Origin of the sequence: Amycolatopsis sp. AA4, assembly GCF_002796545.1 — a bacterium.
In the GTDB taxonomy this organism is placed as follows: domain Bacteria; phylum Actinomycetota; class Actinomycetes; order Mycobacteriales; family Pseudonocardiaceae; genus Amycolatopsis.
In genome coordinates this window covers 5,555,330-5,577,134 of sequence record NZ_CP024894.1, presented here as the reverse complement: position 1 = coordinate 5,577,134, position 21,805 = coordinate 5,555,330, and the positions used below count along the sequence as shown (strand labels likewise).

18 protein-coding genes are annotated in these 21,805 nt (G+C 70.4%); 12 read left to right on the top strand and 6 right to left on the bottom strand.

Annotated features, from left to right (window positions below; all coding sequences use genetic code 11):
- Positions 1-7: 7 nt before the first annotated feature.
- The 3 genes from CU254_RS25805 to CU254_RS25795 are packed head-to-tail and all read left to right on the top strand — an operon-like array spanning position 8 to position 1,268.
- Positions 8-346 (top strand): gas vesicle protein, encoded by a 339-nt coding sequence (locus CU254_RS25805; RefSeq protein ID WP_009080782.1) that lies wholly within the window; start codon positions 8-10, stop codon positions 344-346.
- On the top strand, positions 343-1,089 hold the full coding sequence (locus tag CU254_RS25800) for a GvpL/GvpF family gas vesicle protein (protein WP_009080780.1): 747 nt from the start codon (positions 343-345) through the stop codon (positions 1,087-1,089). The genes CU254_RS25805 and CU254_RS25800 overlap by 4 nt, the downstream gene beginning before the upstream one ends.
- On the top strand, positions 1,056-1,268 hold the full coding sequence (locus tag CU254_RS25795) for a gas vesicle protein (RefSeq protein WP_009080779.1): 213 nt from the start codon (positions 1,056-1,058) through the stop codon (positions 1,266-1,268). Before CU254_RS25800 ends, CU254_RS25795 begins: the two co-directional genes overlap by 34 nt.
- 23 nt (positions 1,269-1,291) lie before the next feature.
- Here CU254_RS25795 and CU254_RS25790 read toward each other — a convergent pair whose 3' ends face one another.
- Complete coding sequence (locus CU254_RS25790; RefSeq protein ID WP_009072274.1) at positions 1,292-2,524, bottom strand: IS110 family transposase; 1,233 nt, start codon at positions 2,522-2,524, stop codon at positions 1,292-1,294.
- A gap of 359 nt (positions 2,525-2,883) precedes the next feature.
- Here CU254_RS25790 and CU254_RS25780 point away from each other — a divergent pair, with 359 nt between their 5' ends.
- Positions 2,884-3,192: a gas vesicle protein K gene (locus CU254_RS25780; protein WP_009080778.1), complete on the top strand. Its 309-nt coding sequence runs from the start codon at positions 2,884-2,886 to the stop codon at positions 3,190-3,192.
- A gap of 8 nt (positions 3,193-3,200) precedes the next feature.
- On the opposite strand, the gene CU254_RS25775 is transcribed toward CU254_RS25780, so the two are convergent.
- On the bottom strand, positions 3,201-4,808 hold the full coding sequence (locus CU254_RS25775) for a hypothetical protein (protein ID WP_009080777.1): 1,608 nt from the start codon (positions 4,806-4,808) through the stop codon (positions 3,201-3,203).
- A 207-nt stretch (positions 4,809-5,015) separates the two neighbouring features.
- Between CU254_RS25775 and CU254_RS25770 the strand changes: the two genes are divergently transcribed.
- From CU254_RS25770 to CU254_RS25750, 5 genes are all read left to right on the top strand, one after another.
- The gene (locus tag CU254_RS25770; protein ID WP_037714827.1) at positions 5,016-5,555 is read left to right on the top strand and encodes a PH domain-containing protein; all 540 of its coding nucleotides are present in this window, start codon (positions 5,016-5,018) and stop codon (positions 5,553-5,555) included.
- A gap of 44 nt (positions 5,556-5,599) precedes the next feature.
- Complete coding sequence (locus tag CU254_RS25765) at positions 5,600-6,151, top strand: (2Fe-2S)-binding protein (protein ID WP_009080775.1); 552 nt, start codon at positions 5,600-5,602, stop codon at positions 6,149-6,151.
- A complete protein-coding gene (locus CU254_RS25760; protein WP_009080774.1) occupies positions 6,148-7,152 on the top strand; it encodes a xanthine dehydrogenase family protein subunit M in 1,005 nt (334 codons plus the stop codon). The genes CU254_RS25765 and CU254_RS25760 overlap by 4 nt, the downstream gene beginning before the upstream one ends.
- Positions 7,149-9,239, top strand: a complete 2,091-nt coding sequence (locus tag CU254_RS25755) for a xanthine dehydrogenase family protein molybdopterin-binding subunit (protein WP_009080773.1) — start codon at positions 7,149-7,151, stop codon at positions 9,237-9,239. The genes CU254_RS25760 and CU254_RS25755 overlap by 4 nt, the downstream gene beginning before the upstream one ends.
- A gap of 67 nt (positions 9,240-9,306) precedes the next feature.
- Positions 9,307-9,903 carry a gamma carbonic anhydrase family protein gene (locus CU254_RS25750; protein ID WP_009080772.1) on the top strand — a complete coding sequence of 199 codons (597 nt, stop codon included), beginning with the start codon at positions 9,307-9,309 and terminating at the stop codon, positions 9,901-9,903.
- A 207-nt stretch (positions 9,904-10,110) separates the two neighbouring features.
- Here CU254_RS25750 and CU254_RS25745 read toward each other — a convergent pair whose 3' ends face one another.
- Positions 10,111-10,971, bottom strand: a complete 861-nt coding sequence (locus tag CU254_RS25745) for an NAD(P)-dependent oxidoreductase (protein WP_009080771.1) — start codon at positions 10,969-10,971, stop codon at positions 10,111-10,113.
- 227 nt (positions 10,972-11,198) lie between these two features.
- Between CU254_RS25745 and CU254_RS25740 the strand changes: the two genes are divergently transcribed.
- Complete coding sequence (locus CU254_RS25740) at positions 11,199-12,410, top strand: IS110 family transposase (protein ID WP_009082077.1); 1,212 nt, start codon at positions 11,199-11,201, stop codon at positions 12,408-12,410.
- Here CU254_RS25740 and CU254_RS25735 read toward each other — a convergent pair.
- Positions 12,309-13,289 (bottom strand): NAD(P)-dependent oxidoreductase, encoded by a 981-nt coding sequence (locus tag CU254_RS25735; protein ID WP_009080768.1) that lies wholly within the window; start codon positions 13,287-13,289, stop codon positions 12,309-12,311. The genes CU254_RS25740 and CU254_RS25735 overlap by 102 nt on opposite strands.
- A 95-nt stretch (positions 13,290-13,384) precedes the next feature.
- On the opposite strand from CU254_RS25735, the gene CU254_RS25730 reads away from it, so the two are divergent.
- A complete protein-coding gene (locus CU254_RS25730) occupies positions 13,385-16,543 on the top strand; it encodes a BTAD domain-containing putative transcriptional regulator (protein WP_009080766.1) in 3,159 nt (1,052 codons plus the stop codon).
- Here CU254_RS25730 and CU254_RS25725 read toward each other — a convergent pair.
- Positions 16,472-17,884, bottom strand: a complete 1,413-nt coding sequence (locus CU254_RS25725; RefSeq protein ID WP_009080765.1) for an amidase — start codon at positions 17,882-17,884, stop codon at positions 16,472-16,474. The two genes, CU254_RS25730 and CU254_RS25725, sit on opposite strands and share 72 nt — an antisense overlap.
- Before the next feature lie 111 nt (positions 17,885-17,995).
- On the opposite strand from CU254_RS25725, the gene CU254_RS25720 reads away from it, so the two are divergent.
- Positions 17,996-18,961, top strand: a complete 966-nt coding sequence (locus CU254_RS25720; protein WP_009080763.1) for an Lrp/AsnC family transcriptional regulator — start codon at positions 17,996-17,998, stop codon at positions 18,959-18,961.
- Between the two features lie 3 nt (positions 18,962-18,964).
- On the opposite strand, the gene helR is transcribed toward CU254_RS25720, so the two are convergent.
- Positions 18,965-21,145 carry an RNA polymerase recycling motor ATPase HelR gene (gene helR, locus CU254_RS25715; protein WP_009080761.1) on the bottom strand — a complete coding sequence of 727 codons (2,181 nt, stop codon included), beginning with the start codon at positions 21,143-21,145 and terminating at the stop codon, positions 18,965-18,967.
- Between the last annotated feature and the right edge of the window lie 660 nt (positions 21,146-21,805).

The following is a 21,805-nucleotide window of genomic DNA, read 5'->3' as shown; positions in this document are numbered from 1 at the left end:
GCAGCAGATGAGCGAGTCCAGCCTGTCCGCCGGGAGACCGGCCGCGGTGTCCCGCCCGGCGGGGTCCGGCGGCGGCGCGAACCTCGCCGACATCCTGGAACGGGTGCTGGACAAGGGCATCGTGATCGCCGGGGACATCCAGGTCAACCTGCTCGACATCGAGCTGCTGACCATCAAGGTCCGGTTGCTGGTCGCGTCGGTCGAACGGGCCAAGGAAATGGGCATCGACTGGTGGGAGCACGATCCGTCCCTGTCGTCGGGCTCGCGGCGCAAGGATCTGCTGGAGGAGAACGAACGACTGCGCGCGCAACTCGAACTCGCGCGGGGAGAGCGAGCGGAACAGTGAGCTGGTATTGCTACGCCGTCGCCGAATTCGCGGCGGACAACCCGGTCTGCGGTCTTGCCGGGCTTCGCGGCTCTCCCGTCTCCGCCGTTTCCGGGACCGGGCTGACCGCACTGGCCAGCCCGGTCCCGGACGAGGAGTTCAGCGAATCCGCGCTGCAGGAGAACCTGGAAAACCTTCCGTGGCTGGAAGAAATCGCCCGCGCGCACAACGCGGTCGTGGCCGAGGCGAGCCGCCGGACCTGCGTGCTGCCGCTGCGAATGGCGACGATTTACCGGGACGAGGACCGGGTGCGGGAAATGCTCGCCGAGCATTCCGCGCAGTTCTCGGCCGCGTTGCGCCGGGTTCGGGATCATGCCGAGTGGGGCGTCAAAGTGTTCGCCTCGCTCTCCCCGCGGGAAGAGGCTCCCGCGGAATCGCCCGCCGACGGACGTTCCTACTTGCGGCAACGTCTTCGTCAACGCCAAACGCGGGACGCTCGCACCAACGAAGCAGTCGAGGTCGCGGAGCGGATCGAACGGGAACTCGCGCAACTGTCCGCGGACATCCACCGGCACCGCGTCCAGGATCCCGCCCTGACCGGTCGCGCCGACCGCAACATCCTCAACCTGGCCTGCCTGGTGCCCGACACCGGCCGGGACCGCTTCCTGTCCCAGCTGGCCGAGTTGCGGCACTCGGACGTCGCCGGAATCGAGGTCGAGGTGACCGGCCCGTGGGCTCCCTACTCCTTCGCGGGGATCTCGTGACCGCCGCGGTGGAGGAAACCGACCGGCTGGCCCTGGTCGACCTGCTGGACCGCCTGCTCGCCGGGGGCGTCGTGCTGACCGGCGACCTCGTGCTGTCGGTCGCCGAGGTCGATCTGGTGCACATTTCCCTGCGCGCGTTGATCACCTCGGTCCGCGAAGACCGCCCGGCGCCATGGTGAAAGACATCTCAGGTTGTTAGAAGTCAAGCCGTGTGGGCTGGAGGAGGTGGGAAGGCTTGGTGTTCGTCGTAGAGGCGGTCCGTCTGCAGGCAGTGGTGGAGTTGTCCGAGGAATTTGTTGAACAGGTGGCGTTGGGCTTGGTGGTTCCAGTCTCCGGCGGCGCGGCGGGTGTCGAAGTGGCGTCGTGCGCCGGGGCTGGCTCGCAGCGAGGCGAGCGCCCAGACGGGTCCGACTGCGGCGAGGCGGCGGTTTTTGATGTGGCGGTGCGAGACCACGGTTTTTCGGCCGCTGGCGCGGGTGATCGGTGCGGATCCGGCGTAGGCCTTCAGTCCGCGGGGATCGGTGAAGCGGGTGCGGTCGTCTCCGATTTCGGCGAGCACCCGGGCGCCGGCCAGCAGTCCGAGGCCGGGGAAGCTGGTGATGATCGTGGCGTCCGGGTGCTGTTCAAAATGTGTCCGTGCCGCCTCCGCCAGACTGTCGGAGGCGGCGCAGGCGGCCTCGAATTGGCTCAGCAGAGCCGAAAACTGGATGCCCATCGCGTTCTCCACGATCGGCGGTTGCCGCAGCCGCTCGGACCGGAACACGCCGTGGAGGCGGTCGACGTCGGCATCGACGTTGCGGCGGCGTCCGGCCTTGGTCAGCAGTGTCCGCAGCCGGGCGCGGGTCAGTGTCGCTGCGAGCGCGGGTGTCGGGGCGGCGGCGAGGACGGTGCGGGCGTCGCGGCGGGCCAGGCCGCCCTCGGGCTGTCCGGCGAACGCTTCCAGCGCCGCGGGGTAGAACTCCTTGAGCAGCGACCGGAGCTGGTTGCCCAGCTGCTGGCGGGCCCAGACCGCGTCCTGTTGCGCTCGTGCCAGCACCCGCACCGCTTGGGCCAGTTCGGTGTCGGCCGGCAGCGGTCGGTGCGCGGCCGCGTCGGTGCGCACGATGTTGGCCAGCAGCGCGGCGTCCGCGGCGTCGGACTTCGCGCCCGACACCTGGTGCCGGGCCCGGTAGCGCGATGCCGAGAGGGGGTTGATCGCGTAAATGGTGCGGCCGGTGGAGCGCAGCGCGGCGACGAGCAGCCCGTGGTCGGTTTCGATGCCGACCGGGATCTGCGCGTCGGCGGTGTCTCCGGCCTCGGCGAGCAGGTCGAGCAGCCGGGCGAACCCGGTGGCGTCGTCGCCGATGCGGGCTTTGGCGATCACGGTTGCGGTGTCGTCGATGATGGCGACGTCGTGGTGGGATTCGGCCCAGTCGATGCCGCAGAACAGTGTCAAACCGTCACGTTTCCTTTCCTGTTGCTGCTGCTCACGGGTCCAGGCGGGGTCACGCAGCGCCCTAATCGCGGGACTCGGCGGTCCGTCATCTCAGTAGCCGTTCGTGACTCCAGCACACCGCAGGGTCCTCGTTCTGTCGAAGAGCTCGAAGCTCGGGAACACATCGAGAGGCCACCTCCTGCGGCGGACTCGGGCCACGACATCCCACCACCACGATCACCAGTCCACCGGCGGACGCGCCGTTCTTTCACAAGTCGTCGAACGACGGGAACCCACAGGCGTCGCCCGCCGGCGGACCAGCACCAACCGACCCGGTCACGAGCCGGAAGAACTATCCCTACTACCGATTAGGAGCGACGATGGACGAGACCGAACGCCTCCTCGGCGCGGCGGCCGGCGTGCTGCCCACCCGCCTCGAAACCGACGCGGATTCGGTGGAACGCGACCTGATGAAGCTGGTCCTGACCATCATCGAACTGCTCCGGCTGCTGATGGAACGCCAGGCCCTGCGCCGCGTCGAGGAGGGCGGGCTGACCGAGGAGCAGGAGGAACGGCTCGGCCTGACGCTGATGCTGCTGGAGCAACGCCTGACCGAGCTTCGAGACCGGTACGACCTTTCCGCCGCGGACCTGAACCTCGACCTCGGTCCGTTGGGGACGCTGCTCTGATTGGCTCGCTACCCGGAGCTGGGGGCGGCTTCATGGAGCCGGTAGAGGCGGTTGTTTTGGAGGGCGTAGACGGTGACCGGCCCGGCACCGGGCCGCGCGGTGGCTTGCCAGGCGTTGCCGTCGGGGATGCCGGGCGCGGGGGAGGGGAGTCCGGTGATGCCGCCGCCGATGACGACGTTGGCGGAGTCGGTGACGAGGACGCAGTCGGGGTGCAGGTCGGTCCATCCGGTGATGAGCGCGCTGCCAGTGGAGGTGAGGCCGCCGTGAGCGGCGGGGAGGTCGGTGGCGGTGTCGGTGTTGATGGTGGCGCCGAGTTCGGGTCCGTGGCAGCCGAGGGTGAAGCGGGGGTTGAAGGGGTAGGCGCCGAGGGCTGTGGCGGCGGGGATGACCTGGGGTTGGATGTGGAGCTGGTCGAGCACGCCGGCGGATTCGGTGCGCAGGGCGATGGGGGCGAGGGCGAGCGGGGCGTAGCCGCGGCGGGTGAGGTCGGCTTTGGTTCCGCCGAGGGCGTGCGTGGTCAGGGAGATCGCGCAGACGCCGATGACGACGGCGGTCAGCGGCCATTGTGGACGGACCAGCGTCGCGAGGACTAGCAGTGCGGTGAGCGCGAGGGCGCTGACGATGGCGTAGCGGCTGATCAGGCCGATGTTCCCGCCCGGGGCCAGGTTGCTGGTGCGGCCGAGCGCGACGAGCACCGCGAGCGCGGCGGCGTACCCGGCGATGCCGATCCATCCGGCGGCGCGCGGGTCGGTTGTGGCTGCGATGGCGCAGGCGGTGAGGAGTGCGGTGGTGAGGGCTCCGGCGAGGACGGCTATGGCGGCTTGGTCGCCGGTCCAGAGGCTGCCGAGCGCGGCGGCGGCGACGGAGAGGCGGCCGTCGGGGTCGAGCGCGGTGGTGGCCAGGGATTGGGCGCCGCTGGGTTTGGTGAGCAGCCACCCGGCCATCACGATGGTTCCGGCGGCGGCCGTGGCGATGGTTTTGGTCCGGTTTTCGCGGCGGAGGAGGAAGATCGCGGCGACGAGGAAGAACGCGGGCAGTCCGGCGCCGAAGCTGAGGCTGGCCAGCAGCGCGGCAACCGCGGCGGTCCAGACGCGGCCGCGGTGGGCTTGGGCGGCGGCGAGGACGCTGAAGAAGACGGCGGGGATCCAGCTGATGCCGTTGGTGCCTTGCAGCCAGATCTCGGCCAGGTGCGAGGAGAACAGCAGCCACGACATCCCGGCGGCGAGCGCCGCTTTCCGCTGCGGGGACAGGGAGGCGGGCAGCATCGAATAGAGGCACGCGCCGATCCCGGCGACCAGGGCGACGGTGAGGACGGTGAGGACGCGGTTGTCGCCGCCGAACCAGGCGGCGTCGGCGTAGAAGAGCAGCGAGGGGATGACGAAGGGCTGGTCGAGGTGGTAGGTGAGCACCTGGCCGAGCACGAGGTGGCCCTGGTCGTCGGTGATCTTCGCGAGGACGTGCCAGTAGTCGAGCAGAACGTGCGCCCGCGGAGCCCGCAGGGCGGTCCACAACGCCAGCACGGCGGGAACGGCGGCGAACGCGGCCAGCGCGACGACCCCGGCGCGGGATCTCCGGGCAGCGGGCAGCGCAACAGCGGGGGAAGCGAGCGCGGTCAAGACCTCTCCTAGCGAAGTGACGTCACCCGGTCGACGTGCCCGCTGAGGCGGATTTTCGGTGTGACCTGCTGCTTCTACCGCGTCCGGGGTGGTTCGGACAAGAGTGTCGATGATCTCTGTTCCGGAGGTAACGGATTATCCGGACAAAACGATGAGTTGACCGCAACCGTGCGAGCACACCGAATCGTTGTCTGCGGAGGCAGGGTGATGCGCCAGGGCGAGGTCTTCGCGGTGATCCGGCGCAGGCCGACAATGGTCCTGAGCTGGGTAAGCACTGCTGGCTTGGCCGCGGCGGCGGTGTGGTTGATTTTCGCCGTGCCGGACGACGCTGGTTTCTGGTACTTGTTCCAGGGATTGCTCGCGCTGTGGTTGATCACCTGGTTCGTCTGGCTGTGCGGCGCCAACCCCAGGCTGGTGGTGGCGGAAGACGGGGTGGACGTCACGAACTACCTCTTCCGTTACTGGATTCCCTGGGGCGCGGTGTCTCGGGTCGAAACCAGCGACCGGACAGTCCTGGTCTTGACGGACGGCCGCCGGATGAGACCCGCCGTCGGCGAGTGGTCGCTGCAGGGCCGACGGCACGGCAACCCGGTGCAGCGGGAGATCGGCGAGCAGGTCGCGCGGGCCAGGGAGGCAGCGGGGAAGAACCCCGGCTCCGAGGTCCGGCGTCGGCTCCACGTCCATCCGGTCCCGTGGCTGGCGGCCTTCGCGGTGCTCATCCTGCTCCTGTGGTGGGTGCGCTCCTGACCAGGGCGAGGTTTGGGGCCGGGAAGAGCGGGTATGGCGGCGGTATGCGACCGGCCGAGACGGAAAGCCTGCCTGGAACCGTCGGTGCGGACCCGACGATCGACGTGCGCGTCGACGGGACCGAGCACCGGCTGACCGTGGATCCGCGCCGCACGCTGCTGGACCTGCTGCGCGAGCAGATCGGCGACTACAGCGCCAAGAAAGGCTGTGACCACGGCCAGTGCGGTGCCTGCACGGTCCTGCTCGACGGCCGCCGCGTCCTGTCCTGTCTGACGCTCGCGCTCACCTGCGACGGCACCGACGTCACCACAGCCGCTGGCCTGGCCGAGAAAGGCGAGTTGCACCCGCTGCAACAGTCGTTTGTGGACAATGACGCGTTCCAGTGCGGCTACTGCACCCCGGGCCAAATCTGTTCGGCAGCTGGGTTGCTGGCCGAGTTCGAGAACGGCGCGCCCAGTCACGTCACCGCATCGGTTGCGGACACTCCGCAATGGACTGACGAGGAGATTGCCGAGCGGATGAGCGGGAACCTCTGCCGGTGCGGGGCGTACGCGGGGATCGTCGCGGCGATCCGCGAGGCGGGGGAGAAGCGATGAAGCCGTTCGCCTACGGCAAACCGGCGACGACAGCCGAGGCGGTGCGGGCTGTGGCGGCCGAGCCGTCCGCGATGTTTCTCGCCGGCGGCACGAACCTGGTCGACCACCTCAAACTCGGGGTCGCGCAGCCGGACCGCCTCGTCGATATCACTGGCCTGATGTCGACCGAGATCCGCGAGGACGACGGCGAGTTGGTGATCGACGCGGGCGTCCGCAACAGCGACCTCGCAGCCGACCGGCGCGTCCGGGAGCGGTATCCGGTGCTGGCCGAAGCGTTGCTCTCCGGAGCGTCGCCGCAGCTGCGGAACATGGCCACTGTCGGCGGAAACCCGTTGCAGCGCACCCGATGCGTCTACTTCCAGGACGTCACGACGCCGTGCAACAAGCGTTCTCCCGGGTCCGGTTGCTCAGCCATCGGCGGCTACACACGCCATCACGCGATCCTCGGCGCGTCCGACCAGTGCGTCGCAACGCATCCTTCCGACATGGCGGTGGCCATGACGATGCTCGACGCGCGCGTCCACGTGATCGGCCCGTCCGGCGAACGCACCCTGCCGTTCGCGGAACTGCACCGGCTCCCGGGCGACCATCCGGAGCGCGACACAACGCTCGAACACGGCGAACTGATCACCGACATCACGCTGCCCGCGACGTCCTGGTCGCGCCGGTCGACTTATCGCAAGGTGCGCGACCGGGCCTCCTACGCCTTCGCGCTCGTCTCTGTCGCAGTTGGACTGTCCATTTCGGACGAAACCATCGAAGACCTCCGAATCGCCTTCGGCGGCGTGGCCCACAAACCCTGGCGCGCTAAGCGTGCTGAGGAGGTCCTTCGCGGCACGAGGCCCAGCGAGGACGTCTTCCGCGCGGCCGCCGATGCTGAACTCGCGGACGCGCAGGCGTTGGACGGCCTCGACGGAGGCAACGCGTTCAAGATTCCGCTCGCCGCGCGGACCCTGGCCGCGGTCCTGCGCGACCTGACCGCCGAGGAGCGCGACCGATGACCGGACTGCGGGAACCCCGGGCGATCGGACGCGGTCTCACCCGCCGCGACGGTCCGGCGAAGGTGACCGGAACCGCGCCGTACGCCTACGAACACCCCGTCGAAGCGCCGCTGTACTGCCATCCGATTCAGGCGGCCATCGCTCGCGGGCGCTTTCGGCGGATCACCGCCGTCGAAGCCGAAGCCCTCGACGGTGTCCGGGCCGTGCTCACGCCCTTCACCGCGGAGCGGCTCGCCGACACCGACGACGCGGAACTCGCGGTGCTGCAGGATTGCGAAATACCGTTTCGCGGCAGGGTGATCGGGCTCGTGCTGGCTGAATCATCGGAGACCGCGCGGCACGGGGCGGAACTCGTCGACGTGGAGTACGAGACCGATCCCTTCGAAGCCCAGCTCACCGCCGACGACCCCGCGTTGTTCCGGCCGGACAAGGTCAACCCGAGCTTCCCGGCCGACACGAGCGAGGGCGACCTCGACGCCGAGTCCGCGGTGTCGGTGGACCAGACTTACCGCACGGCGATGTACCACAACAACCCGCTGGAACCGCACACCACGACGGCCCTGTGGGACGACGGCGTGCTGACCCTGTGGGATTCCACCCAAAGCGTCCACTCGGTGCGGTCCACGGTGGCGAAAACGTTCGGCCTGTCCGCCGAACGCGTCCGCGTGATCTGCCCGTACCTCGGCGGCGGCTTCGGCTCGAAGGGCATGCCGCACGCCAACGTCGTGCTCGCCGCGCTGGCGGCCCGGGCCGTTCCGGGCCGTCCGGTGAAGCTCGCGCTGACCCGGCAGCAGATGTTCAGCCTGGCCGGCTACCGCACGCCGACGATCCAGCGGGTCCGCCTCGGCGCCGACCGCGACGGACGGCTGGAGTCGCTGCGCATGGACGTCGTCGAGCAGACCTCGCGGATCAAGGAATTCGCCGAGCAGACCGCGGCGCCCGCCCGCATGATGTACGCCGCGCGGAACCGGGCCACCAGCCACCGGCTGGCCCGGCTCGACGTGCCGGTGCCGTCGTGGATGCGCGCGCCGGGGGAGTGTCCCGGCATGTTCGGCCCGGAAGTGGCGATGGACGAACTCGCCGAAGCGCTCGGCATCGACCCGATCGAACTGCGGGTGCGCAATGAACCGGAGCGCGATCCCGAGACCGGCCTCCCGTTCTCCAGCCGGAACCTGGTCGAATGCCTGCGCGTCGGAGCCGAACGCTTCGGCTGGAACTCGCGGCAGCGCGGGCGCCGAGACGGACCGTGGCTGGTCGGCAGCGGCGTCGCGGCGTCGGTGTACCCGGCGAAGCGGATGCCCGGGTCGAGCGCGACGATCCGGTTCGAGAACGGTCGCTACGCCGTCGAAATCGGCGCGGCCGACCTGGGGACGGGCGCGTGGACGATCCTGCCCCAGATCGCCGCGGACGCCCTCGACGTGCCCGTGGAATCCGTCGACATCCGGATCGGCGACACGGATCTCCCGAAAGCCACGGTCGCCGGCGGCTCGACCGGAACCGCGTCGTGGGGCTCCGCCGTGGTCGCGGCCGCACAGGCGTTCCGGGAAAAGTACGGCTCGGACCCCGGCGACGGCGACGAGGCAGAGGCCGAAACCCCGAAAAACCCGGCCGAGAAGAACTACTCCATGTACGGGTTCGGCGCGCAGTTCGCCGAGGTGCGAGTCGACGCCGACACCGGCGAAATCCGGGTCTCGCGACTGCACGGCACCTTCGCCGTCGGCCGGATCGTCAACCCGGTCACCGCGCGCTCGCAGTTGCTCGGCGGCATGACCATGGGCCTGTCGATGGCGTTGCACGAAAACAGCGTCCTCGACCCGCGCTTCGGGCACGTCGTCAACCACGACCTCGCCGAGTACCACATCGCGACCAACGCCGACGTCGAAGACCTCCGCGCGGACTGGCTCGACGAGACCGATCCGCACCTGAACCCGATGGGCAGCAAGGGAATCGGCGAGATCGGCATCGTCGGCACCGCGGCCGCGATCGCCAACGCGGTCCACCACGCGACCGGGGTCCGGGTGCGGGACCTGCCGATCACGCTCGACAAACTCCTGCCGGGCCTGCCCGGGGCGACGAGCGGCCGGTGAACGGCCAGCCTCCAGGCGGACCCGGAACTCCTGGCAGGGCGAACGGACGGCGGGCTAGCTTGGGACGATGTTGATCGAACATCGAGGGCAACGGCCAGTGGTGCCCGAGTCGGCGTACGTCGCCCCCTCCGCGGTCCTGTGCGGGGCAGTCGTCCTCGGCGAACGCGCCCGGATCCTGCACGGCGCGGTGCTCACCGCGGAGGACGGGGAGATCCGCACCGGGTCGGACGTCGTGGTCATGGAGAACGCGCTGGTCCGCGGCCGGGCCGCGCACCCCGCGACCCTCGGCGACGCGGTCCTGGTCGGGCCGCACGCCCACGTCAACGGCGCTGTTGCCGAGGACGAGGTGTTCGTCGCGACCGGCGCCTCGCTGTTCCCGGGCTCGGTCGCCGGAAGCGGGGCCGAACTGCGGATCAACAGCGTGCTGCACGTCAATTCCCGCCTCGCACCCGGCGCGGTGCTCCCGATCGGCTGGATCGCCGCGGGGGACCCGGCCGAGCTCTTCTCCCCGGACCGGCACGACGAACTGTGGGAACTCCAGCGCACCCTCCACTTCCCGGGCACCGTCTACGGCATGCCGAGGGGCGCCTCGATGCGCGAACTCATGCTCCGGCAAACCCGGTTCTACGGCGCTCATGAGGACGACCGTCTTCTCGACGGATGACGGCTGCCGAGCTGGTCAGTCCAGCGAAACGGGAACGGAGATCGTGCCCGGTTCCCCGCCCGTCCGCAGCGACCGGCACTCGGCTCCGGACGTCGGCAAATCCGCCTGCCGAGCCTCGAGAAACGCCCTCCCCGACGGCGTAAGCCCCCGCCGGATGCGCGCCCCCGCCACGGCTCTGTGGCGAGGAACGCGGCTCCGCCGACCGGCTCACGCCTTGCCGCGGATCACCTCGAACAGGCTGGTCCAGCTGTCCCGTTCGTGCCCGGCGGCGACAGCCCGGTCGTAGTGCTCCTTCACCGCGGCGGGCAGGGCCAGGTCGATGCCCGCGTCCCGGCTCGCGGCGAGGACGTGGTCGGCCGTCGCGCCCATCATCCGGGCGTTCGCCTGTTCGCCGGGGTGGCTGCCGCTGTCGACGTTCTTCGCCGCTTCGTCGAGCGACGTCTGCACCAGCGTCAGCAATTCGGTCGCGTAAGGCACCAGCGTCGCGGCGGACACCCCGGCCGTGCCGACGAGCGCGGCGGAGTGCAGGAACGCCGAGAGCGTGGTGAGGAACAGGTCCAGCAGCGACTGGTAGTACAGCTGCGCCAGGCCCGGGTCCGCACCCCGGTAGTCCGGCCGTCCGATGACGCGCAGCGCCGGTTCGATCCGCTCGAACGTCGGCTGCGCGCCGCTGTAGAACACGAACGAACCCTCGGTGCCGACGACCGGCGCGGGCACCATGATCCCGCCGGCGATCATCTCCGCCCCGCGCGCGGCCAGCCATTCCGCGGCCACCCGGGTGCGTTCGGGCGTGTCCGAGCTGAGGTTCACCACGATCTTGCCGCGCAGCGCGTCCTCGGTCGGCGCGAGAATGTCGTACATCGCCTGATAATCAGTGAGACTGAGAAGCACCAGTTCGTTCGCGGCCAGCGCTTCGGACACGGTGGCCGCGCGCTTCGCCCCGGCGGCCACCACGTCGTCGGCCCGGCTCGCGGTGCGGTTCCACACCGTGACCTCGTGGCCCGCGGCCAGGTAAGCCCGCACCATGGCCTGGCCCATCGGGCCGAGGCCGATCATCGTCACCTTCATCGGTCGTTCCCTAAGTTTGTGGGTGTCTGGGGTTGGTGCCCTGGATGCCCGGGGCGGTGGGGTGTAGCTGATCGGTTGTTGCCTGTTGTCGAGGCTCGAAAGGACTGGCTGCCCCGCCGTGCTGGACGCTCCGTTCGCTGATTGAGAGCTGTTGCGGGTCGTCGCTGTTTAGGGATCTGTCGGCGGGGTTGTCCACGGGCGTGACCTGCAATGACAGGAGTGGATGGGTGGCGATTCGCCTTGAGGTCTGGGTCGGGATCGATGTCGGCAAATCGATGCATCACGCGTGTGCGATCGACACCGACGGGAAGGTGCTGTTCAGTCAGAAACTCGGGAATGATCAGCGCGCGATCGAGCAGTTGATCGCTCGTGCCAGTGCGGCCGCTCAGCGGGCGCAGTGGGCGATCGATGTGACGAGTCCGATGGCGTTGCTGCTGATCACGGCGCTGCTGGCTGCCGACCAGTCGGTGACCTATGTGCCGGGCCGGGTCGTGAACACGATGACCCACGGATTCCGAGGCGAAGGAAAAACCGACGCCAAAGACGCTCGGGTGATCGCCGAAACCGCCCGGCTGCGAAGGGATCTGACCGAGGTCACGATGCCCGATGAGCTGGCGGTCTCGCTGACCCAGCTGACCAGCTACCGCGCCGACCTGATGTCGGACTGGGTGGCCGGGATCAACCGGCTGCGGGCGCTGCTGGGCTCGATCTTCCCCGCTCTGGAGGCCGCGTTCGACTACTCCAACCGAACCCCGCTGATCCTGGTCGCCGGGATGTGCACCCCCGCCGAGATCCGCACCGCCGGAATCGGCGGTGTCACAACCCATCTCACCGACAACAAGGCATGGGGTCCGGCGATCGGCAAGACCGCCGCGACCGCGGTCGCCGCCGCCGACGCCCAGGACCTGGTGCTGCCCGGCGAAGCCGATGCCGCGATGCTCGTCAAACGCATCGCCCGCAAGCTGCTCGACCTCGACCGCGAGATCAAAGACACCGACAAGCTGATCACCGCCCGATTCCGGCGACATCCGTGGGCGAGGATCATCGAGTCCCTGCCCGGCATGGGCCCTGGACTGGGCGCCGAATTTCTCGCCAGCACCGGCGGTGACCTGGCGACCTTCGCGACCGCCGGCCGCTTGGCGTCCTATGCCGGATTGGTGCCGGTGCCACGCGACTCCGGTCGTGTCAGCGGAAACCTGCGCCGTCCCAAACGCTACAACCGACGCCTGCGCAGGGTCTTCTACATGGCCGCCCTGTCCAGCCTGCGCACGCAAGGCCCGTCCAGGCGGTTCTACGACAAGAAGCGCGCCGAACGACTCATCCATACCCAAGCCCTCCTAGCGCTGGCCCGGCGACTCGTCGACGTGCTCTGGGCACTGCTGCGCGACGGCCGCGAATTCACCCTCGACACACCGAATCCGGTCACTGTTGCGGCTTGACACGGTCATTGAGAGTCCCTTCAGCAGTTCGATGACGCTCGTGAGGTTTTCCGCGCCGTGGCCGTCGGCGGCCCGGCGCAGGAGCAGCTGGTGCAGCGGCGCCAGCAGTTCGGAGCTGACGCCCTGGTCAGCGGCCGCGAGGGGCAGGTTCTCGAAAGCGGCGGCCTGCATCCCCAGGTTCGACACGACGTTCTGGCTGTAGTCGCCGCTGTCGACCTCCGCGGCAGCCTGCTGGACGAAGCCGCTCATCGCGGTCAGCCAGCCGCTCAGCAGCGGCGCGAATTCGACGGCCGAGAGCCCTTCGCTGCGGATCAGCGCGTAGGCCTGCAAGACACCGGTGAACTGGCCGTACATCCCGGACAGCAGCGCGAGGTCGTGCAGGGCCGCCAGCCCCGGGTCCTCGCCGACGTAGTTGCTGCCGCCGAACGCGTCGAACGCCTCGCGGTGCGCGTCGAACACGTCCTCGGGCCCGCTGTAGAACACGAACGCGCCCGGCTGCCCGATCATCGGCGGCACCGCCATGATGCCGCCGTCGAGGAACTTCCCGCCTCGCTCCGAGACCCATTTGGCCAGCTCGCGGGCCTGCCGCGGGGTGCCGTTGGTCAGGTTCGCCACCGTCCGGCCCGCCAGCGAGGCCGGGTCGAGCACCTCGCGCACGGACGCGTCGTCCAGCAGGCAGACGATCGCCAGCTCGCTCGCCGCCACCGCTTCGGCGGCCGACCCCGCGGCCACCGCACCCCGCTCCACCAGCGGTTTCGTCTTGTCCGCCGAGCGGTTCCAGACCGTCACCGGCCGTCCCGTCTCCAGCAGCGCACCGGCCAGCGCGCTGCCCATCGCTCCCAGCCCCAGCACTGTCGCCGAGGTCGCGTTCCCGGACATGTCGTCCCTCCCGTTCGTTGATCTGCCGGCCACGCTGCCCGGCGCCGCGCACGGTTCGCTGCGGGTCCGCGCACGGATGCGGTTACGGTGGATTCGTGCGATTCGGCATCCTGGGGCCCTTGGCCGTGAGCAGCGACGACGGCGAGCCGGTGCGGGTGCCCGAGGCCAAGGTCCGGACCCTGCTCGCGGTCCTGCTCGTGCACGAGGGCCGTCCGGTGTCGGCGGACCGGCTGGCCGACGACCTGTGGGGCGACCGGCCGCCCGGCAATCCGGTCAACACCCTGCAGACGAAGGTCTCGCAGCTGCGCCGCGCACTCGAACGCGCCGAACCCGGCTACGGCGGCGCGCTCGTGCATCAGGCCCCCGGTTACGTCCTGCGGACCGAACCGGAGGCGGTCGACGTCGGACGGTTCCGTGCGTTGACCGCGGCGGCGCGCACAGCGGAAGACCCGCGGTCGAAGGCCGACCTGCTCACCGAGGCGCTGGCGTTGTGGCGAGGCCCGGCGCTCGCCGAGTTCGTCGACGAACCCTTCGCGCAGCCGGTGCTCCAGCGGCTCGAAGAGGATCGCCTTGTCGCGCAAGAGAATCTCGCCGACGCACGGCTCGCGCTGGGCGAACATGCCGCCCTGACCGCGGAACTCGCCGACCTCGTCCGGCAGCATCCGTTGCGGGAACGGCTGCGGGCGCTCCAGTTGCGCGCGCTGTACGCCGCCGGGCGGCAGAGCGAGGCGCTGGCGTCCTACGACGAACTCCGCCGCCGCCTCGCCGACGAGCTAGGCCTCGACCCCGGCCCCGAACTGACCGCGCTGCACCGGTCGATCCTGGCGCAGGACCCGGCCCTGACCGCCGTCGCCCCGCAGCTTCCGGTGCCGCTCACCGCACTGGTCGGCCGGACCGCCGCGATCCAGGCGGTCAGCACGCTCGTCCGCGAATCCCGGCTGGTCACGCTCACCGGACCGGGCGGCGTCGGCAAAACCCGGCTCGCCCTGGAGACCGCGCACCGGCTCGGCGGCGAGTTCGCCGCGGGCGCGTGGCTCGTCGAGCTGACCGGCATGGACCGGCACGAATGCGCGCTGAGCCAGTGCCCGCCGGTCGAATGGGTGGTGGAGGCGATCGCCGCGACGCTGGGGATCCGGGACGCGGCGGCGCCCGCCCAGGCGGATCCGGCGGAGCGGCTCGCCGAGTCGTTGCGCGGCAAGGAAACCCTGATCGTCCTGGACAACTGCGAGCAGCTGATCGAGCCGGTCGCCGCGACCGCCGCACAGCTGCTGGCGGCCGCGCCCGGACTGCGGATCCTCGCCACGAGCCGGGAACCGCTCGGCCTCGCCGGGGAAACGCAGTTCCCGGTGCCGCCGCTGGACCACGACAGCGCCGCGCAGCTGTTCACCGCGCGGGTCGCCGACACCGGGTACACTGTGGACAGTGCCGACGCGGACGCGGTCGCCGAGATTTGCCGGAAACTGGACGGATTGCCGCTGGCGCTCGAACTCGCCGCGACTCGCGTGCGCGCGTTGGGCGTACCGGAGTTGCTGCGCCGGCTGGACGATCGGTTCCGCTTGCTGGACACCACGCGCCGGGGCGTGCCCGCCCGGCAGCAGACGTTGCGGGCGATGATCGACTGGAGCTGGGAACTCCTGAGCGAGCCGGAACGTCTTGTGCTGCAACGGTTGTCCGTGCACGCCGAGGATTGTTCGCTGGACGCGGCCGAGACGGTTTGCGCGGGCGACGGCGTCGCCGAGGGCGAGGTGCTGGGTCTGCTGGTGAAGCTCGTCGACCGTTCGCTGGTCGTGCCCGCGAACACGCGATACCGGCTGCTCGAATCGGTCGCGGTCTACGGCCTGGAGCGGCTGCGCGAAGCGGGCGAGGTCGAAAAGACCCGGCGTCGGCACGCGGAGTACTACGGGCAGTTCGCCGGTGCGGCGGACGCCGGTCTCCGCGCCCGCGACCAACGACGCTGGCTGCAGCGACTCGACGCGGACCTGCCGAATCTCCGTGCCGCGGGGGAGAATCTGGCCGGATGGGGGAGCGCCGACGACGCGTTGCGGCTCGCGAACCGGCTGACCTGGTACCGCTTCCTGCGCGGCCGGATGGCCGAGGCGATGCGCTCCCTGCGCGCCGCCCTCAGCCTGCCCGGCGGCGACGCGGACCTGCGCGTGGAAGCACAGGCGACGCTCGCCGCGCTCGGCATCCTCGCGGGCGACCGACCCGATTGGCGTCCCGTGGCCGAGCAGCCGATGAGCGCCCGGGCCAAGTGGTTCCTCGGCTACGCACTGTCCACAGTGGCCGATCTGTCCGGCGCGGAACCCCTGACCCTGGACGCGCTCGCCGCCTTCGAAGCCGCCGACGACCGATGGGGCATCGCCGCGGCGAGCGCCGACCGGGCCAGCCAGGCTCTCGCGCGAGGAGATGTCGCCGGAGCCTGGCGTTATGCCGACCGCTGCGCGGATCTGTTCGCCGAGATCGGCGACAAATGGGGTCAGCTGCAGGCGATTTTCGCGCACGGCGCACTCAGTTCCCTGTCCGGGAACTACGCGCGCGCGGAGGCGGTCCACACCGAAGGATTGCGGATCGCCGAGGAGCTGGGCCTGTGGCCGGAGGTGTCGTACCAGCTGTCGTGGCTGGGGCGGGTCGCGTTGCTGCGCAAGGATTTCCCCGCCGCCCGCGACCTGCACGACCGGGCTCGGGAGATCGCCGCCGAACACGGCTTCACGCCGGGGGAGATGTACGCGCTGACCGGGCTGGCCCTCGGCGCCCGGCGCGAGGGCGACCTCGATCTCGCGGAAAAGCATTTGCGGACGCTGCTCGAATGGAACAAGCAGGTCGATTTCGAACCCGGGAATACGCTGATCCTCGCGGAACTCGGTTTCGTCGCCGAATTGCGCGGTGACCCGGCAACTGCGCTGCGGCGGCAGCAGGAAGCGTACGAGATCGCCCATCGGACGGGCGACCCGCGAGCGATCGCGTTGGCGCTGGAGGGTTTGGCGGGAGCGCACGCGCTGGCTGGTGCGGCTCGCGAAGCCGCGCGGTCGCTGGGCGCGGCCGCGGCTTGCCGCGCTGGCGTCGGCGCGCCGTTGCCCGCGGCGGAGCGCGGGGACGTGGACCGGATCACCGCCCGCGCGAGCGAGCTTCTCGGTGCGGAGGAGTTCGCGGCCGAGTTCCGCGCGGGCGGCGAGCGAGGATTCTCAGAAGACCGGCTGCCGGTTCCCGTGCCCGGTCGCCTGCTCGAAAGCGTGCGCGGCGCGCAGCAGCCCTAGCTCGCCCCGCAGCGGCGCGATGACCTGCAGCCCCACCGGGCGTCCGTCCTCGGTGAACCCGGCGGGCACCGACAGCGCCGGGCAGCCGGTCGCCGAGATCGAGTACGCCGAGCGCATCCACTCCAGGTAGTCGTGCATCGGCTGTCCGGCGACCACTTCCGGGTACTCCCACTCGACCGGGAACGGCGGCACCTGGCTCACCGGCGCGAGCAGCAGGTCGTACTGGGTGAAGAACTCGCGCATCCCGGTGATGAGCTGGAGCTGCCGCGTCTGCGCGCTCGCCAGGTCGGCCCCGGAAAGCTTTGCCCCGAAAGCGATGTTGTCCGCGAGCGTCTGCTTCATCTTGTCCGGATGCTGTTCGAGCAGTTTCCCGAATCCCGCGTGGAACAGCCATCCGCGCAAGGTGCGGAACACCTCGTCGGCCGCGGTGAGGTCCGGGCAGGCCGGTTCGACGCGGCAGCCGAGGCCGGCGAACACCTTCACCGCCGGTTCCAGCACCGCGGTGACCGCCGGGTCGACCGGGAGGCCGCCCAGATCCGGCGACCACGCCACGCGCAGGCCGGCGAGGTCGGCGTCGAGCGGTCCGGCGAACGGCGCGGCGGGCTGGTCGAGCGAGATCGGGTTGCGCTCGTCGGGCCCGGCGATCACGGAGAGGAGCAGCGCGACGTCGGCGACCGTCCGGCCCATCGGCCCCTGCACGCCGAGCGCCTCCCACGGCAGCGTCGCGGGCCAGGTCGGCACGCGACCGGGCGACGGACGCAGGCCGACGACGTTGCAGAACGACGCAGGATTGCGCAGCGAACCGCCCATGTCGCTGCCCTCGGCGAGCGGTTGCAGGCCCGCGGCCAGCGCTGCCGCCGCGCCCCCGCTGCTGCCGCCCGCGGAGAGATCGCGCCGGTACGGGTTGCGGGTGGCCCCGAAGACCGGGTTCATCGTGTGCGAACCGGCCCCGAACTCCGGCGCGTTCGTCTTGCCGAGCGTGAGCGCGCCCGCCTTCCGGATCCGCTCGACGACGAGGGTGTCGCTGTCCGGCACGTGGTCGGCGAAGATAGGGGAGCCGTACGTGGTGCGGACCCCGGCGACGTCGTGCGTGTCCTTGTGCGCCACCGGGATCCCGTGCAGCGGACCGATCTCCTCGCCGTGCGCGAGCCGTTCGTCGGCGGCCGCGGCCTCGCTCAGCGCGCGCTCGGCGGTGAGCGTGACGATCGCGTTGATCTGGGGGTTGCCCTGCTCGATCCGGTCGAGATGGGCCTGCAGGACCTCGCGAGCGGACAGTTCGCGCGTGCGCAGCCGCCGGGCCAGTTCGACGGCGGGCAAGTAGCAGATCTCCTCGGCGCTCACTGGCTTCCCTTCCTGACCCCGGTGTCCGTTCGCGACGTCAGCTTCGCGCGCGGTGCTGGCCTCGGACAAGAGCTGCTCGACAAATGACGGAATCGGCCACAGGATTGGCTGATGACCGCACCGCTGGACCCTCTCGACCGCCGGATCGCCGGCGCGCTGCAGGTCGACGGCCGCGCGTCCTGGCGGCGGATCGCCGAGGTGCTGGACGCGCCGGAACGCACGGTCGCCCGGCGCGGGACGCACCTGCTGCGCACCGGCGTCGTGACGGTTGTCGCCGTTTCGCCGCACGGTGTGCCGCTGCTGGTGCGCGGCCGCTGCCGGGCCGGCCTGGGCCGTCCCGCGGGCACCGCACTCGCGGGACGGCCGGAGACGAGCTTCTGCTACCTGATCACCGGACAGGGCGAACTGGTCGCCGAGGTCTTCTGCGACCGCAACCGGCTGCCGACGTTCATGTTCGACGAGATGGCGGCAATCCCCGGTCTGCTCGATCTGACGGCCGATACCGTCACGCGCTACTACCGCACCATCCACGAATGGCAACCCGGCGTGCTGAGCCCGGCCGAGACGGAGGCGATCTCGTCGCTGCCGCAGCCGACCCCGCAGCCCCGGCAACCCGACGGTGTCGTCTTCAGCAGCGACGAACGGGCCATCGTGCGCGCGCTGCGCGAGGACGGCAGGCGGACCCACGAGGAGCTCGCCCGCGCTGCCGGGATCTCGGAATCGACCGTCCGCCGCCGGCTGGAAGCGTTGCGGCGAGAGGAAAAGGTGTTCATCCGGGCCGTGGTGGAGCCGGCCGTGCTCGGGCTGCCGGTCGAGGCGCTGCTGTGGATCCGGTGCCGCCCGCACGACGTCGACGACATCGGCCGCGCCCTGCTGGGCTCGCCGTACGTCCGGTACGCGGCGGCGATGACGGGCGAGTATCAGCTGCTCGCTGACGTGACCTTGCCCGACATCGCCGCGTTGCACGAGTTCGTCGGCCGTTCCGGCTGGTCCCGGCAGGCGGATTCGGTGCATACCGGGGTGGTGCTGAAGGCGTTGAAGCGCAGCAGCGTCCTCGCGCCCGAGCTGCGCTCCTGACGGCTAGCTCCGCTCCTCCAACCCGTTCAGCACCGACGGCAACGCGCCGCGGTGCAGCACGCCAAGCCGTTGCGTCGCCCGGGTCAGCGCGACGTACAGCTCGGCCGCGCCGCGCGGCCCCTCCGCGAGAATCCGGTCCGGGTCCACGAGAAGCACGGCGTCGTACTCGAGCCCCTTCGTCTCCGCCGCCGGAACCGCACCCGGCACGTCCGGCGGCCCGATCACGACACTGGTCCCCTCCCGACCCGCCTCGGCACGGACGAATTCCTCCACCGCGGCGGGCAATTCGTCGTCGGAGACCTTCCTCGACCACGGCCGCACCCCGCACGCGCGCACCGATTCCGGCGGTTCGACGCCCGGCGCGAACTCGGCCAGCACCGCCGCCGCGACGGCCATGATTTCCGCCGGAGTCCGGTAGTTGACGGTGAGCGAACGGTAGGCCCACCGGCCCGGGACGTACGGATCCAGCATCGCGCCCCAGTCGGTCGCGCCGGCCGCCGACCGGCGCTGCGCCAGGTCGCCGACCACGGTGAACGACCGGCTCGGGCACCGCCGCATCAGCACCCGCCAGTCCATTTCGGACAGTTCCTGGGCCTCGTCGACCACGACGTGCCGGTACGTCCAGTCCCGGTCGGCGGCGGCGCGTTCGGCGAGGTCGCGGGTGTCGTGCTCGACGAAGCGTTCGGCCAGGTCGGTGTCGTAGAGGAGGTGCTCCGCGGACAGGCCGATGTCCTCGTCCATCTCCTCGCGGTCGAGCCGCATGATGTCCAGCACGCCGGCCGCGTACTCGGCCTCCGCCTCGCGTTCGGCCTGGTCCTCCCGCTGTTTCGCCCGGTCCGGCGCCTTGCCCAGCAGGTCGATCAGCTCGTCGAGAAGCGGGATGTCCGACACCGTCCAAGGTTTGCCCGGCTCGCGCCGCAGCGCCTGGCTCGCGCCGGCCGCGTTGAGCCGCGCGGGGGAGGAGTAGAGCGTGGTGAGCAAGCTCTCCGGGGTCAGGATCGGCCAAAGACTGTCGATCGCCTTGACGAAGGCCGGGTTGGCAAGGAGCTCGTTGACCAGCGTGGAGCGGAGGTCCTCCCATTCCTCCTTGTCGTCGCGCGTGAGCCAACCGCGCCCGATGCGGGACATGGCGCGTTCGGTGAGCACGTACGTGACGATCTCGACGAACACCGCCCGCGCCTCGTTGTGCGGCCGCCCGCTCTGCCGCGCCTCGTCGCGGGCCCACTCGGCGGTCGCCGCGTCGATCCGGACGGTGGTGTCGCGGAGTTCGATCAGGATCGGGTCCGCGGGCAGCTCCTGCCGGTCCGCGACCGCCGCGTTAAGGACGTCGAGCATCTGCAAGGACCCCTTGAACCGCGCGACCTCCGGCTCGTCCTCGGCCTCCGCCCGCAGCCCCGGCAGCAGCCCGCCCGGGGTGGTGAACACCACGTCGGACTCGCCGAGCGACGGCAGCACGCGCCCGATGTGGTTCAGGAACGCCGGATTCGGCCCGAGGACGAGCACGCCGTGGCGCTCCATCCGCTCGCGCTGCGTGTACAGCAGATACGCGACGCGGTGGAGCGCCACGACGGTTTTCCCCGTTCCTGGTCCTCCCTCAATGACCAGGACGCCCGGATGGTCGAGCCGGATGATGCGGTCCTGCTCGGCCTGGATCGTCGCGACGATGTCCCGCATCCCCTCGCCGCGAGGCGCGTTGACCGCGGCGAGCAGGGCGGCGTCGACGTCGTTGCCGCTGTCGGTGTCCGGCTGCCCGAACACCTCGTCGGTGAACGAGGCGACCTGCCTCCCGCGCGTGTGGAATTGCCGCCTCCGCCGCATGCCCTCCGGGGTGGCCGCGGTCGCGGTGTAAAACGCACTCGCCGCCGGCGCGCGCCAGTCGAGAAGAACGGGTTTGTACTCGTCGTCCTCGTCGAAAAGCCCGATCCGGCCGATGTAGGAATGCTCGCCTTCGGCCGAGTCGAGCCGCCCGAAACACAACCCGGAGTCAGCGACCGACAACCGCCGCGTTTCGCGAGCGAGCGCCCGCACCTCGACGTCGCGCTCGCCCGGGGTCTCGTCGTTTCGTTTGAGGGCAGCGGTGTGGCGCTCCTTGGCCCGCTCGCGCTCGCTGTCGAGCCGCCGGTACAGCCCGGCGACGTAGTCCTGTTCGGACCGCAGTTCTTCTTCGTACCCCTGGTTTGACAAGTGCCCCTCGCTGCTGTTATTCTGAACCCAGATTCGGCGCGAACTTCTGCTTGGGTGATGAAGACGCGTCGATTTTTTATTGTCCACCTTCTGTCAAGTGGCCGGTGGGCTGGTTGTTTTCTCGCGGCTTTTGTCGGCGGTCGGCGATCGGCGGGTTGCGTGGGTCGGCGGGTTGCGCGGGTTTCAAGCCGGACCGAGTCATCCGCTCGCGCCGGATGTCTCACCGCGCCTAGGCCAGGTCATGGCTGGCTGAACCAAGCCTCCACGTACGCCGGGCGGTAGTGGACGGCTCGAGCTCGGACGGTAGAGCCGAGTCCGCGGGCGCACTCAGGGCTGTCGCGGGCGGACCTGGGAGGGGTTTCCGGCCGCGGCTCGCGAGGTCCTGGCGTGGTGCGCCCGGCGATGACAGCACGGGCTTGTCCCGAGCGCTTCGGCCGTCGGGGCCGGTTGTGCGGTCGCTCCGCTGTGGCGGGTGGGTGGGGCAGAGAGCCGCGCGAATGCGCTCGCGCCGGACGGATCCTCGGCGGCGACATCCGCCCGCACATCCCCAGACCCGATCTCGCCCGCAACCACCGCACACTTGCTCCCGACAACTGGATTTCCCTGGACGAGCAGCGATTCTGCGCCATCCCCCGGGGCTTGCGGCAAGCCCCGGGGTGC

Coding starts and splice junctions, on each gene's coding strand:
- CU254_RS25755 (WP_009080773.1), top strand. CDS start 7,149: ATGACCGGACTGCGGGAACCCCGGGCGATCGGACGCGGTCTCACCCGC.
- CU254_RS25765 (WP_009080775.1), top strand. CDS start 5,600: ATGCGACCGGCCGAGACGGAAAGCCTGCCTGGAACCGTCGGTGCGGAC.
- CU254_RS25720 (WP_009080763.1), top strand. CDS start 17,996: ATGACCGCACCGCTGGACCCTCTCGACCGCCGGATCGCCGGCGCGCTG.
- CU254_RS25770 (WP_037714827.1), top strand. CDS start 5,016: ATGCGCCAGGGCGAGGTCTTCGCGGTGATCCGGCGCAGGCCGACAATG.
- CU254_RS25805 (WP_009080782.1), top strand. CDS start 8: ATGAGCGAGTCCAGCCTGTCCGCCGGGAGACCGGCCGCGGTGTCCCGC.
- CU254_RS25750 (WP_009080772.1), top strand. CDS start 9,307: ATGTTGATCGAACATCGAGGGCAACGGCCAGTGGTGCCCGAGTCGGCG.
- CU254_RS25760 (WP_009080774.1), top strand. CDS start 6,148: ATGAAGCCGTTCGCCTACGGCAAACCGGCGACGACAGCCGAGGCGGTG.
- CU254_RS25780 (WP_009080778.1), top strand. CDS start 2,884: ATGGACGAGACCGAACGCCTCCTCGGCGCGGCGGCCGGCGTGCTGCCC.
- CU254_RS25735 (WP_009080768.1), bottom strand. CDS start 13,289: ATGTCCGGGAACGCGACCTCGGCGACAGTGCTGGGGCTGGGAGCGATG.
- CU254_RS25745 (WP_009080771.1), bottom strand. CDS start 10,971: ATGAAGGTGACGATGATCGGCCTCGGCCCGATGGGCCAGGCCATGGTG.